11 protein-coding genes are annotated in these 14,996 nt (G+C 37.1%); all 11 read right to left on the bottom strand.

Going from position 1 to position 14,996, the window contains the following annotated elements:
* Window positions 1-91: 91 nt before the first annotated feature.
* The gene (gene murB / locus AC0NJG_RS07040; protein WP_048550540.1) at window positions 92-997 is read right to left on the bottom strand and encodes a UDP-N-acetylmuramate dehydrogenase; all 906 of its coding nucleotides are present in this window, start codon (window positions 995-997) and stop codon (window positions 92-94) included.
* 61 nt (window positions 998-1,058) lie between these two features.
* The gene (gene murG, locus AC0NJG_RS07035; protein WP_001265415.1) at window positions 1,059-2,153 is read right to left on the bottom strand and encodes an undecaprenyldiphospho-muramoylpentapeptide beta-N-acetylglucosaminyltransferase; all 1,095 of its coding nucleotides are present in this window, start codon (window positions 2,151-2,153) and stop codon (window positions 1,059-1,061) included.
* A gap of 105 nt (window positions 2,154-2,258) precedes the next feature.
* The gene (gene spoVE / locus AC0NJG_RS07030; protein ID WP_000753510.1) at window positions 2,259-3,350 is read right to left on the bottom strand and encodes a stage V sporulation protein E; all 1,092 of its coding nucleotides are present in this window, start codon (window positions 3,348-3,350) and stop codon (window positions 2,259-2,261) included.
* Between the two features lie 90 nt (window positions 3,351-3,440).
* The gene (gene murD / locus AC0NJG_RS07025; protein WP_087954469.1) at window positions 3,441-4,793 is read right to left on the bottom strand and encodes a UDP-N-acetylmuramoyl-L-alanine--D-glutamate ligase; all 1,353 of its coding nucleotides are present in this window, start codon (window positions 4,791-4,793) and stop codon (window positions 3,441-3,443) included.
* On the bottom strand, window positions 4,794-5,768 hold the full coding sequence (gene mraY / locus AC0NJG_RS07020; protein WP_000893058.1) for a phospho-N-acetylmuramoyl-pentapeptide-transferase: 975 nt from the start codon (window positions 5,766-5,768) through the stop codon (window positions 4,794-4,796).
* A 22-nt stretch (window positions 5,769-5,790) separates the two neighbouring features.
* Window positions 5,791-7,266, bottom strand: a complete 1,476-nt coding sequence (murE, locus tag AC0NJG_RS07015; RefSeq protein ID WP_087954468.1) for a UDP-N-acetylmuramoyl-L-alanyl-D-glutamate--2,6-diaminopimelate ligase — start codon at window positions 7,264-7,266, stop codon at window positions 5,791-5,793.
* A gap of 208 nt (window positions 7,267-7,474) precedes the next feature.
* Window positions 7,475-9,391, bottom strand: coding sequence for a stage V sporulation protein D (locus tag AC0NJG_RS07010; protein WP_001266227.1), 1,917 nt, complete (start codon window positions 9,389-9,391; stop codon window positions 7,475-7,477).
* Between the two features lie 81 nt (window positions 9,392-9,472).
* Window positions 9,473-11,623, bottom strand: a complete 2,151-nt coding sequence (locus AC0NJG_RS07005; RefSeq protein WP_474062943.1) for a penicillin-binding protein — start codon at window positions 11,621-11,623, stop codon at window positions 9,473-9,475.
* A gap of 21 nt (window positions 11,624-11,644) precedes the next feature.
* Entirely contained in the window at window positions 11,645-12,007 is a 363-nt protein-coding gene (gene ftsL / locus AC0NJG_RS07000; RefSeq protein ID WP_000067081.1) for a cell division protein FtsL, read from the bottom strand.
* A gap of 15 nt (window positions 12,008-12,022) precedes the next feature.
* Complete coding sequence (rsmH, locus tag AC0NJG_RS06995; protein ID WP_000481789.1) at window positions 12,023-12,955, bottom strand: 16S rRNA (cytosine(1402)-N(4))-methyltransferase RsmH; 933 nt, start codon at window positions 12,953-12,955, stop codon at window positions 12,023-12,025.
* A 368-nt stretch (window positions 12,956-13,323) separates the two neighbouring features.
* On the bottom strand, window positions 13,324-14,940 hold the full coding sequence (bshC, locus tag AC0NJG_RS06990; RefSeq protein ID WP_474062942.1) for a bacillithiol biosynthesis cysteine-adding enzyme BshC: 1,617 nt from the start codon (window positions 14,938-14,940) through the stop codon (window positions 13,324-13,326).
* Window positions 14,941-14,996: the final 56 nt, after the last annotated feature.

The raw sequence follows: 14,996 nt of genomic DNA, 5'->3' as shown, positions 1-14,996 counted from the left end.
CCCCCTACGTAACATAAAGAACGGCATGTTCCTCATGCCGTTCTTATCTTCTTATTATAACATAAATGATAATGAGCGGAACGAATAACCGTTATCTTCCAATGATTTCTACTTCTGTATGCATTTCTACGCTAAATTTATCCTTGATTGTTTGTTTTACTAATGCTATTAAAGATAATACATCTTGCGCGCTAGCTCCACCAGTATTAATAATGAAGTTCCCATGCATTTCAGAAATTTGAGCTCCACCTATTTGATAACCACGAAGCCCCGCCTTCTCTATTAAATCTCCTGCAAAGTATGGAATTGGATTCCGAAACACACTTCCTGCACAAGGGTGATTCCATGGCTGTGTTTCACGGCGGTAATCTTTATTCTTTTGCATGACACTTACAATTCCCTCACGCTCTCCTATCTGTAATTGAAACTCAGCTTCCAAAACAATACCAGGACGTTTCGTTTGCAATACAGATGTACGATAGGAAAACTCCATTTCTTCATGCGTTAACCAGTCGATTGTTCCATCTTCAAACAAAATAAGAGCTTTTGAGAATATGTTTGATATATCCGATTTATGTGCTCCTGCATTCATATACACTGCACCGCCAACACTTCCTGGAATACCACTTGCGAACTCCAGACCAGCTAACCCTTGACGACTAAGTAAAGTTGATAATTTAATCAGGGGATACCCACCACCAACTCTTACTCTATGTTTTTCGACTTCTAAGTGGTCTAATCCTTCTCCTAAACGAATAACGACACCTTCTATACCTAGATCAGATACAAGAAGGTTTGAACCACGACCAATTACAGTCCACTTTGTTTTATATTTCTTTACTAACTGCAACGTTTTTTCAATACCGGCAACATGCTTTGGCACAATTAAAATATCAGCTGGTCCACCTATTTTCATAGTTGTATAACGTGCTAACGGTTCATCCACTAACACACGACCAACATTTGCTTCTATAAGCTCATTTACTAATTGCTCCATAAACAATCTCCCCCATACTAAGCATCCTTATTACAGTAGTATGCAGGGCGTTCAACTAACGTTATTTTTTTACAAGCTTATTCATTACTTCATACAACTTATTTGCTGCATCTGGAATACCTAATTGCCCAGCAGCAAGCTTCATATTTTGTAATGTTTGTGCATCTAATAAAATCTCGTCAATATCACGAATAAGTGTTTCAGCTGTTAAATCTTTTTCAAGCAACATTTTTGCTGCTCCTTTATCGACAACAGAACGTGCATTTTTTTCCTGATGGTTATTTGTTACATAAGGACTCGGAATTAACACACTTGGCTTACCTAACGCTGTTAATTCTGCAAGTGTTGTTGCTCCAGCCCTTGAGACAACCAGGTCTACACCTGTAAGTACTTCTGGCATATTATGAATGAAAGGTTTAATAATAACATTATTCGGATTCCCTTTTTGCTTCACTGCATCCATCACTTTGTCGTAATGAACTTCACCTGTTACATACAATATTTCGTAACTTTTATTTCCAAACTGTTCAATTGCCTCTACGAAAGCATCGTTAATTGGTCTAGCCCCACGGCTGCCACCAAAAATAAGCACGGATTTTTTAGGAAGAGATAAACCTACTGAACGTTTTCCTTTCATTCCATTTTGATCCATTACTTCTGACGCTCGTGGGTTTCCTGTCATGACCACTTTTGACTGCGGAAAATGTTCTGCAGCCGCTTCAAAACAAACTGCAACTTTATCAACATAGCGGCTTAAAAATTTATTCGTTACACCAGGTACACTATTTTGTTCATGTACAATAGTTGGAATACCTAATTTTGCCGCAGCATATACAACAGGTCCACATACATATCCACCTGTTCCAATTACAATATCTGGATTAAAACGACGAATATATCGTTTACTATCTTGTACACCTTTTAGGAAACGCATCACCGTTTTCACGTTATCTAACGATATTTTACGCTTAAATCCACTTATAACTATAGATTGAAACGGTATACCTGCTTTGGGCACGATTGTGCTCTCTAATCCATTCTCCGTACCAATATATAAAAACCTTGCTTCCGGATTTAATTTTTTTATTTCTCTTATTAAAGCAAGAGCCGGATAAATATGACCTCCAGTGCCCCCACCACTTACTAATACACGCACTACTAACTCCTCCGCTTCTCTTTTTCTTATTACAGTCGTATTTATTTCTATATACATATTGTTTCTTCGTACACATACGAAAAACCCTGTCTTATAAAACAGGGTTTAGTAGCGAGAATGGCGACTTATATTTAATAATACACCTACTGCCATTAACATTAATGTCAAACTTGATCCACCATAACTTAAAAACGGCAAAGTAATACCCGTAACAGGCATCAATCCTGTTACAACACCAACATTAATCATTACTTGAATCGCAATCATCGCCACAATACCTACTGCTAAAAACGTACCATATAAATCTGGCGCTCCTAAAGCTATACGAATTCCACGCCATAATAATAGACTAAATAATAATAACACAAATGAACCACCAATAAAACCTAATTCCTCGGATAAGATTGCAAATATAAAGTCTGTTTGCGGTTCAGGTAAATAAAGAAACTTTTGTCTACTTTGTCCAAGTCCAAGCCCGAATAATCCACCTGGTCCAATTGCGAGTAACGATTGAATAATTTGAAATCCACTTCCAAGCGGATCTGACCACGGGTCTAAATATGATGTAATACGTTTCATCCGATACGGTGCTGATGCAATTAGCCCTACAAATCCTGCTACACCAAGCAAACCAAACATTGCAAAGTGAAAGACCCTTGCTCCTGAGATAAATATCATAATGATACATGTCCCAACCATTACCGTTCCTGTACCAAGGTCCGGCTGTAACATAATCATTCCGAAAGCAAGAAATACAAAACCTAGAGCTGGTAGTAAACCACGTTTAAAAGAGGTAATTAATTTCTGTCGTTCCGCTAAAAATTTCGCTAAGAAAATGATCATCGCAAATTTCATAAATTCGGACGGTTGAATGGAAAATGCCCCGATTCCAATCCAACTTCGCGCTCCTCCTCGAACAAGACCTACTCCAGGAATAAGAACGAGAATAAGAAGAATGAAGCACACTAGCAAAATTACTTTTGAATACGTACGCCACACCCAATAATCAATTTTCATAATAAAAAACATAGCCACTACACCAAGACCTGCGAATAGCAATTGCCTTTTTGCAAAAAAGAATGAGTCCCCCATTTTATAAGAGGCCCAAACCGCACTCGCACTATAAACCATAATCATTCCGATTGTTAACAACGCAAGTGTAACGATGATGAGAATAAAATCAGGCGTTTTCTTCATTACCCATAAACACCACCTCTTTAGGCAGAAACTTTTGCCCTATGTAACAAAACATCAGTAGGTGTTAGCCTACTGATGTTTTGATTTACTTTATATAAGTTTATGCACAGCTTGTATAAAAATGTCTCCTCTTTCTTCAAATGTTTTAAATTGATCCCAGCTTGCACATGCTGGAGAAAGAAGAATTACATCGCCATCTGTAGAATGAGCATAAGCTTTCACTACAGCTTCATCTAAAGTATCGACACTTTCAATCGTATCTAATCCCGCTTTTTGTGCAGCTCTTACTAATTTTGGAGCTGTTTGTCCAAATGTTACAATCGCTTTAACATTTTTGAAATACGGAATTAAATCATCGAATTCATTTCCACGATCCAGCCCACCTGCTAATAACACAGTCGGTTGTGTAAACGCAGATAAAGCTTTCTCTGTCGCTAACATATTCGTTGCTTTTGAGTCATTATAAAACTTACGGTTGTTTATAGTTGTTACATATTCTAAACGATGTTTTACACCTGTAAAACGTTTTAGCACCGCCGTAATCGCTTCATTAGAAACACCCAATAATTTTGCGATACTCATCGCTGCTAAAATATTTTCTAAATTATGTTGACCAGGTAAAACGATATCGCCTACTTCAACAACTTTTTCACCTTTAAAATAAAGAGCGTTATCTTTTATACACGCACCATCTTCAATTTCTTTCGTTGTTGAGAACAGTACTTTTTGACCCTTACTATAAGCAGATAAAGCCATCACATCTGCATCATCTGCATTTATTACACTATAATCATTTTCTGTTTGGTTTTTAAAAATATTTGCTTTTGCTAAACCATATTCTTTCTTCGTCCCATGATAATCTAAGTGGGCCTCAAATAAATTTAAAAACGCAGCAATTTTAGGTTGGAACAATTCTACTCCCATCAGTTGGAACGATGAAAGCTCTGTAACTACAACTTCATTTTCTTTTGCATCCTGTGCTACTTCACACGCTACAGTTCCAATGTTCCCTGCAATTATAGGATGCTTTTGTCCTTCTTTTAGCATTTCAAATGTAAGCATTGTCGTCGTCGTTTTACCGTTAGACCCCGTAATCCCAACAAATGGTGCTTCTGAAATACGATATGCTAATTCAACTTCCGTAACAATTGGAATTTGCTTTTCTTTCGCAGCAACTAATATTGGATTAGAATACGGGATTCCTGGATTTTTTACTACAAGAGCAATATTTCTCTCTAATAATTCTAAAGGATGACCACCGCATACAACATCCATTCCTTTTGCTTGTAATTCTGCAGCAAGTACATTCTCTGCCAAAGGCTTTCCGTCATTTACAATAACATTTGCCCCTAACTTTTGTAACAATGTAGCTGCTGCATAACCACTTTTTGCAATGCCTAATACAAGAATATTCTTATTTTGAAATTCAGTTACAGTTTTCAATTACATCCACACCCCGATATAAATTCCTAACACAGCTAATAAAAATCCTACAGACCAAAACGTCACAACAACACGCCATTCTGACCAACCACATAATTCATAATGATGGTGTAATGGGCTCATTTTAAAGACACGTTTTCCTGTTGTTTTAAACGAAATAACCTGAATAATAACCGATAAAGTTTCCATTACGAATACTCCGCCAATGATTACAAGTAGCAATTCTTGTTTTAATAAAATTGCTACAGCTGCAATGGCTCCACCTAAAGCTAATGAACCTGTATCTCCCATAAACACTTTTGCTGGATTCGCATTGAATACTAAAAATCCAAGTACAGCTCCTACAACTGCCATACAGAATATTGCTACTCCAAATTGCTCTTGTGCCACAGCAATAATACTAAATGCTCCAAATGCAATAGCAGCTGTTCCTGATAATAAACCATCTAAACCGTCAGTTAAGTTAACTGCATTTGATCCACCAATAAGCATAAATAGTACAAGTACAAAATACGCCCAACCTAATTCAAACTTAACATCCGTTCCCGGAATCATGATGTATGTGTGGAACGCTTGCCCTTTTCCAATTAAAAAGAACGCAATAGCAATAACAAGCTGACCTACTAATTTTTGTTTTGATGTTAAACCAAGATTTCTCTTCTTCACTACCTTTATGTAGTCATCTAAAAATCCAATCAATCCGTAACCAAATGTCACTAATAGTAATAACGATACCTCTGCACCTAAATGATTAAACTTAATCGCCATAATAAGTGAAGTTACCATCATAGATACGTATATGACGATACCACCCATTGTCGGTGTCCCTGATTTTTTTTGATGTGATTTTGGTCCCTCATCACGAATACTCTGTCCGAACTTTAATTTTCTTAAAAATGGAATAAACAATGGCGAAAGGGCAACAGAAATTAAGAATGCTACCCCAGCCGTTACTAATAAACCTTGCTCAAGCACATGTAGTCCTCCTCTCACGTTGTTACTCTTCGTTGTTTAAACGCTCTGTAATTGCTTCTTTAGCGATTTCACGATCGTCAAAATGATGAACATCTTTACCAATAATTTGATATGTTTCATGACCCTTACCAGCAATAATGATAATATCTTCAGCTTTTGCGTTAGCAATTGCATGGTATATCGCTTCTTTTCTATCAATAATTACTTCGTAATTTTTTCCATTTGCACCATGTACCATATCATCTAAAATAGCTCCTGGCTCTTCACTTCTTGGATTATCTGAAGTGTAAATTGCGTGAGTTGCATATCGTGTTGCAACACTTGCCATGATTGGTCTCTTCGTTCTATCTCTATCACCGCCACAACCGACGATGCAATATACGTCACCTTTTGCAAACTGTTTTGCTGTTTTCAATACATTTTCTAAGCTATCTGGCGTATGTGCATAATCAACAATAACTGTATAATTTTGTCCACCATCAACGACTTCAAAACGTCCTGGAACTCCAGCTAGTTCCTTTATTACATCGATGATTGTTTCTAAACTTACACCGGAAACAAGTCCTGCCGCTGTCGCAGCTAGTACGTTATATACATTAAATTTCCCAATTAATTTCATCGTAACATCTACACTCTCATACGGTGTTACAAGCGTAAATGTAGTTCCACCACTTGTCATAACGATATCTTTGGCCATAACATCACTTGTTGTATCAATTCCATACGTTACAACAGTTGCTGCAGTACTTCTCATATATTCCGCTGTTACAGCATCATCGTTATTCAATACCGCGTATTTTTCACGATTATGATTATAACTATTGCCAAGTTGCGCAAATAGCAACCCTTTTGCATGTTTATATTCTTCCATCGTTTTATGATAGTCTAAATGATCTTGTGTTAAATTTGTAAACACCGCTACATCGTAATCACATCCGTGTACACGGCCAAGATCTAAAGCATGTGACGAAACTTCCATTACTGTGCTATCCACACCGTGTTCAACCATTTTTGCAAACGTCTGTTGAAGTGTTAGTGCATCTGGTGTTGTATTTTTCACCTCAAATGTTTCATCACCGATTTTCATATTAATCGTTCCAATTAGCCCCGTTTTATGACCATGTGCGCGCATAATCTCATCCATAATATGCGATGTTGTTGTCTTTCCATTTGTACCTGTAATACCGATTAAATGTAACTTGTGTGTTGGTTGACCATAAAAATAATCAGCTAAAACCGCTAACGAACGAAAAGTATTTTTCACAAGTACAACTGGAACGTCAACATCAATTGGTCTTTCCGCAACAATAGCAGCCGCTCCTTGTGCCGCTGCTTGCTTAGCAAAATCATGGCTATCAACCGTATATCCTTTCATACATACAAATAAGCTTCCTTCTTTCACTTTACGTGAATCAGCTTCTATAGATGTGATTTCTGGATTTTCTTTTGGAACAACTGGAAAATCATGCAAACATGATACAAGTGTATGCAACTTCATTTCACTAAACCCTCTCTACATTGTGTATTTATCTCTTTTATTAATAAGCAACACGTTACCTCCTAATTATGTAAAATAGGAGGTAAGTGCTACTCTGTCTAATAAATAGACCTATTTATAACCGAGACTCTTGCGGTCTCAAATTAAGTAACTCTTCTATAAAGAACTCACTTCCACCAATTGTACCATAAAACGTACTAGGTTACCTTTAATTCCCGAAGTAAATTCTAATTTTTGAGCCTTCTTTCACTTTAGCTCCTGCTTCTGGGGACTGCTTAATGACTTTCTCTCCGTCTCCACTTATATCAAGCTTCAAATCGACGAGTTGCGTCTGTAAGTCTTTCTTTTTCATACCAATTAAATTCGGAACTTCCACAGTTGGTGTATCGCCCCATTTATATTCTCTCTCAACTTGTTCTTTTCTCGGTTTCACTCCCATAACAGGAAGTGCATCCCGAAGAATATTCCCAACAATTGGAGCTGCTACTACTCCACCAAATTGCGTTACACCTTTCGGATTATCAACAGCAACATAGACAACAATTTCTGGATCATCTGCTGGAGCAAAACCGATAAAAGATACAATATAATTATTCTCTAAATATTTACCATCTTTCACTTTTTGAGCCGTACCTGTTTTCCCACCTACACGATACCCATCAATAAAAGCACCTTTACCAGATCCCTTTGCTACAACATTCTCTAATGCATACCGAACTTTTTCTGAAGTTTCCTTGGAAATAACTTTTCTTTTTTCCACAGGTGTCTTTTTACTTACAACTTGATTGTTTTTCGGATCAATAAATTCTTTAGCTATATACGGTTGATACAATGTTCCACCGTTTACAGCTGCTGCTACCGCCGCCACTTGTTGAATTGGCGTAACAGAAACACCTTGACCGAATGAAGTTGTTGCTTGCTCGACTGGACCGACTTTGTCTAAATTAAATAAAATCCCACTACCTTCACCTTGCAGGTCAATTCCGGTTTTTTGTCCAAAACCAAAATTACGAATGTATTTAAACAATCGGTCTTTACCAAGACGATCACCCAGCTCGATAAATCCTGGGTTACAAGAGTTTTGAACTACTTCTAAAAACGTTTGGCTACCATGGCCTCCTGCTTTCCAACATTTCAATCTTGCTCCACCAACTTCAGCTGCTCCATCATCATAAAACGTATCTTTCTCTAAGTCTACTAAATTTTCATTCAAAGCTGCGGCTAACGTAATGATTTTAAATGTTGAACCAGGTTCATACGTACTCCATACTGGTAAATTTCTATTGTACACTTCTGGAGAAACACTTTGAAAATCTGCCGGATCAAAACTCGGCCGACTCGACATACCTAAAATTTCACCATTTTTCGGATTCATCGCAATCGCAATCATACCATCTGGATTATATGTCGACTCTGCGATATTCATTTCTCTTTCCATAATTCTATTAATACGTGCATCAATTGTTAATCCTAAATTCAAACCAGCTTCTGGTTTTTTGAAATCATCACCAACATTAGGCATCCTTTGCCCTTTTGCATCTGCAAAAAAGCGCACATGACCTTCATCACCATTCAGTTCTTTATCATAATATTTTTCTAGTCCCATAAGACCTTGGTTATCACTACCTGCAAACCCTAATACGTGTGATAAAAAGTTGCCAAATGGATAGTACCGGATAGAGTCCTCTGCGATATAAACACCTTTCAAACTTAATCCTCTTACCTCTTTCGCCTTATCATGTGATATTTTCCTTCCGCCTTTATCTAACCTTACAATAGATTCTTTTTTTGTAATCCTCTTATAAATCTCATCTTTTTCCACACCTAATACTGCAGCTAACTTCTCTGCAGTCTCTGCTGGTTTTTCAATTTGCCTCGGTACAACAAAGACAGTTGGAGCACTTTTATTCGTGGCAAGTTCCACACCATTTCGGTCTAAAATTTTCCCACGTTCAGGTTCAAAAGTAATATTACGACTCCATGAATCTTTCGCACGATCCGTTAACATATTCCCAAGAAAAAATTGCACATATCCAAGACGAATATCGATGATAGTGAAAATAAGTATACCTGATATGAGTATAAAAATAAGTCGTTTTCTAACTGTTACATTTGATACACGCATATTGGAACAAGCCTCCCTTACGCCTAGCTTGTTCCAATATATGCTTGTACTTATTTAATTAGAACTTCTTCTCTTTTACCATTACGGCTTTTCTGCTTCTTGTTGTGGTTCAAGTGGCGGTACAAGTGTTACACCTAACTCTGTACCAGGTTGCAACAACGTTCCTTCTGGTACACTTTGTTCGGTTACGTATCCTGTACCAGTAGGTTTTAGGTTAAGCTTTAATGTTTTTGCTAAATTCATAACATCACGAAGTGCCCAGCCTTGTATATTTGGCATTGTAGGTTTATCTCCCACTAAGAAGACTCGGTCACCCTTCAATGTTTGTTCAGTCGCTTTCGGTACTTGTTGCTGCACTTTCCCTTCACCTAATACGATTGGACGAAGTTTGGCTTTATCAATGGCTTTTTTCGCTTCTTCCATCGTTTTTCCCGTTACATCTGGAACAGCAGTTTGCTGCTCTTTCACATATTTCTTCGGATCTTTCACTTCATTAGGCTTAATCTTTAAATACTCTAAACTATTCTTCGTTACATATTTAAAAATATCAGCTAAAGGTTGTGCGCCGCTCTCATCATCTTTCAATTTGGGCTGTTTAACAGCTAGATACACAACAAGTTGCGGATCGTCCATAGGTGCCATCCCTAAGAATGAGAATATATAATTCTCTCTTCCCGTCATATAGCCTCCTTTTCCATCCGGAATTTGCGCTGTTCCTGTTTTACCACCAACTGAATAGCCATCGACTTTATAAGCAGTTCCTGTTCCTTTCGGCGATGTAACAACGCGTTCTAATAACTGTCTTACTTGCGCTGCTGTCTCTTTTGTAACAGGTTTGCCCACTTCTTCTGGCTTATGTTCTAATTTTACTTCCCCTGTTATCGGATCTACAATTTTATCAATTGTATAAGGTTTCATCATTTTTCCATCGTTCGCAATAGCAGTTGCAGCTTGTACAAGCTGAATTGGTGTTACAGTAGAGCCTTGTCCAAAAGCTGTTGTTACTTGCTGTATTTGCTGATCGAATAAAATGGTATTTGAACCTTCACCAGGTAAATCAATATTCGTTTTTTCATCTAATCCGAAAGCTTGGATATACTTTCTGAAACGGTCTGGACCAAGTTTTTGATCACCTAAAATAGCAAACGCTACGTTGGAAGAGCGCTCTACCCCTTCATCAAATGTGATAGATCCCCATCCAGCGCCGCCATTATGATCTTTTATTTTGCGGTTCCCGACTTGATATGTACCAGACTGGTAATAATCTTGTCCCTTATACACGCCTTCATTAATAGCTGCTGCTAGCGTGAAAATTTTCATTGTTGATCCAGGTTCAAATGCATTTGCAATTGCATCATTATAAAAATATTTATTATTTTCTTGATTCGGATCATAACTAGGTTTACTAGACATAGCTAATATTTTCCCTGTTTTTGGATCCGCAACAATTCCTATTAAGCTTTCTGGTTCATAATGTTTACTCGCTTCTTTCATTGCGTCTTCTAAATAACTTTGAATACGTTGGTCAAGCGTTAAATAAACATTATCGCCATTTTTAGGTGCCTTTACATTCACTTTTCCACCGTCAAGAGATACTCCTCTACGATCGCCTGTATAAGCTACTTTTCCATTAGCAGCACCTAAATACTTATCCAAACTCTTTTCTAAACCAAATTGTCCTATAGCAATTCCTTTATCATCAGGTCTCGCATGACCTACAACATAAGATGCGAAATCACCGTTTGGATACACTCTTGCATTTTCTGTAATAAAAGATATACCCGGCAACTTCAATGCTTCGATTTGTTCCTTCTGTTCTTTCGTCAAGCCCTTACCTAAATTCCCAAACTCTACCTGACTTCTACCTTCTTTATTTAACGTATCTAAAATCTTCTTTTCATCTTTTCCGAGTACGCCCGCAATTTTCTTGGCGGTATCCTCTTTATTCTCAACCGGCTTCGCACCTTTTAGTTCCGCTACAAGTTTATAAGAGTTTGCATCTTGCGCTAACACATGACCGTTTTGATCATAAATCGTCCCGCGATTTGCTTCGAGAACTCCTGTTTTACTATGTTTTTGCTGAGCGAGTTTATCCAAATCCTGATTATGCACTGTTCCTGTCGCTTGTATGTAAAAAAATCGGGCTAATAACAGCAAAAAGAGCAGGAGGAATAAAATCATAAAATACCCTGCTCCCTTATTGGTATGAAATTTAGTCATATTTCTCTTCATTTTCCCTTCACACCTATTGCCTTATTTGAGGCCTTTCACATTATTCGCATTAATTTCTAGCCCGTGTTTTTTTGCAACTTCAGCGATTCGTTCATAACGACTTAACTTCTCTACTTCAGCCTGTAACTCTTGATTTTCTTTTTGCTGCTGTACAATTTTTTGTTCTATTGTCGCAGCTTCTACATTAACTTGATAAAGTCCTGCTTTATTTCCAATAAACGCTACACAGGCATACAATAAAAAGCCAATAAACGCTACATACAACAGTTTTTCGATTCTTGTAATCTTCGCTTTAGCTTTTGGCTGAACCATCTGCTGTGGGGGCGTTTGAATCTGAACCTCTTCTTGCGCTTGTTGCTTGTACTTTACAGCTAAGTTACTCATACCTCTCTCCCCTTTTTATCGTTTTTCAGCGATTCTCAATTTCGCAGAACGCGCTCGATTATTTTCTTCTAACTCTATATCAGAAGGTAAAATCGGTTTTCTTGTAATAAGCTTTAATTTTGGCTTAAATTCATCAGGAATAATTGGTAATCCTGGTGGCAATTGTGGCGTTGTACTATTTCGCTTAAACGTCGTTTTGCAAATACGGTCTTCTAAAGAGTGGAATGTTATAACACTAACTCTTCCGCCCGGCTTGACCATCTCAATTGCAGATTCCAACGCTTCTTCAAATACTTTCAATTCATCATTTACCGCAATACGGATTGCCTGGAACACTCGCTTCGCAGGATGTCCACCCGTTCTACGAGCAGGAGCTGGAATACCCTCTTTAATTAGCTCTACTAATTCCCCTGTCGTTTCAATAGCTTTATTCTCACGATACGCTTCAATTTTTCTTGCTATTTGTTTTGAAAATTTCTCTTCGCCATACTGGAAGAAAATTCTTACAAGTTGTTCATATGACCAGCTATTTACAACATCATAAGCTGTTAATGGGGCATCTTGATCCATTCGCATATCTAACGGTGCATCATGATGGTAACTAAAGCCACGCTCTGGTGTATCTAATTGCGGGGATGAAACACCTAAATCAAATAAAATACCGTCTACTTCTGTTATACCTAATTCCTGTAGTTTTTCAGATAGGTAACGGAAATTACTCTTTACTGTTATGAACTGTTCACCGTATGAAGAGAATTTTTCTTTCGCATTTTGAATTGCTATCTCATCTTGATCAAACGCGATTAATCTTCCGCCTTCAGTTAATTGGGATAATAAATAAGAACTATGTCCTCCTCCCCCCAGTGTACAATCTACATATGTACCACCTGGCTTTATATCTAAGCCATCTACTGTTTCCTTCAAAAGCACTGTTACGTGATTAAACATTGTTGCACCTACTCTTTTTCCAATTAATTATGTTGAATGTATCTCCTCCTCTAAACGCATATTTTACGACTAGAGAACGAGATACTATGAAAGAACGACTCATTTAACTTGCCTACAAAGGCAGCATACTATACAAATCGCTATTTTCTTTTATTATATACTAAATTTTATCATCTTTTGCGGGAATTTAAATAAAAAACTGTCGAAAAAGATAATAATACGTTTACATTTTGTGCTATTTTGTCATATATTTAAGTATCCTGCATAATTACGATATTAACCTCTTTGAAATTAATAATTCAGAAAAATTTCACTTCACAGTAAATTCAACGGGATAAAAATAAAATCCTGCTCCTAAGAGCAAGATTCTATAGTTTTATAACGTGATGTTTTCCATTCCAAGAAAACGGTTTTTCCATTACACGATCAACGAAATCCAAACCGAACTGATTTAAGTAGTAACATACATTCCACACACGCTCTTGCGGCGCTCCCAATGGACGGATTGCAAATTGTATACGACGGAATTTATTTAGTTCCACTTCATGTTTTTTCTCAACATTTCTTTTCAACATTCTTTCCAACAATTCAATTTGTTCATTAATTTTGAACTCATTTTTCCCTGCAAACGAACTTAATCCAGGATCTATTTTCTTCACAAATTGTTGTAATGACTTATGAATATCAATTATTTCTTTTTTCGCCTCTACAAATCGTTCATCTATCGGTTCCTCTATTTGATTAGATAGCCAGTTTTCACGCAACTTATCTACGTTATTTAAAAACGGGTCACTCTCTTGCAATTGTAAATCGTGTAAATCTGTCGCTATATCCCTCTCAATATAAGTGATTGTAATACGAGGAACGACAGGCGGCATTCGGAAACCGATAGTATGGAAGACTTGTTGTAATTCACTCCAGTAAGCTAATTCCCCTGGACCTCCAATAAACGCAAGCGTAGGAAATAGATACTCTTGCATAAGAGGGCGCGTTACAACATTATTACTAAAGCGCTCTGGGCTTCTTTCCATCTCTTCAATCAATTCCTCATATGAAAAGGAATACGTCCCATCCTTCCCAACAAACTTCCCTTGATTGTCTTCAAGCAACACTCGCTCATTATCAATTTCCATGAATATATGTACTGCATTAGACTTTGTTTCAATAATTGGCTTATATCCTAATTCTTTAATTACTTCCTGTTGGTTATGAAGCCCCTCTTGCACTTCTTTATACTTACTTACAATTTGTTTAAAAAACGGCACTTCTAATTTTCTTAATTCAGGATGATGCGAATCGACAAGAATTAAACCAGAATTCACGAACATTTTCATAATAAGGTGACCAAAGAAATCTACATACGTATTCGATTCCCTTAAAGAATCATCAATAAATTGCAGTACATCCTTTGTAAAATTCGTTTCAGGGTATGTTTTAAAAATTTCTTCAATCCACTTTCTACAGTCTTCCAAAGAAAGCTCAGACTCTGAAGCACTCGCCTTTTTCGGATTACGATCATGAAAAATGGTCTTTTTTATTTTTTTATTCTTCGTTACAAAAGTATGATTAATTTCATCCATATCATGGTCTTCACCAGCAATCCAGAAAACAGGAACAACTTTAACACCTAAACTTTCTTCCTTTTCCTTCGCAAGCTGTAAAACTGAAATAATTTTATGAATTGTATAAAGTGGTCCAGTTAATAACCCAGCTTGTTGTCCAGCTATAACAACACATGTATCTTCATCTCCAAGCGCTTTTACATTTTGAATTGTAGCTTCTCCCGCTTGTAATTTTGTATTATATTCTAATAAGTGCGCTACTAAATCTTGGCGGAAAAACTCCCTCTCACGCAAATCTTGTACACGCTGTTTAAAAGCATCTTCTGTTAACATATAATCAAAACACGACTGTATCTCTTTTTTACCGTTCATATAGTCCGCTACAACACCTTGTTGCGGAACAGAGATTTCTTTTATCTCCATATAATTCTTCCTTTCGTATCCTGTTCTCTCACCAATCCACATTGTAGTCAATGTTT

The organism is Bacillus sp. SSR7 (genome assembly GCF_055902415.1).
The sequence above is the reverse complement of the archived record's forward strand: the minus strand, read 5'-3'. Positions and strand labels throughout refer to the sequence as shown.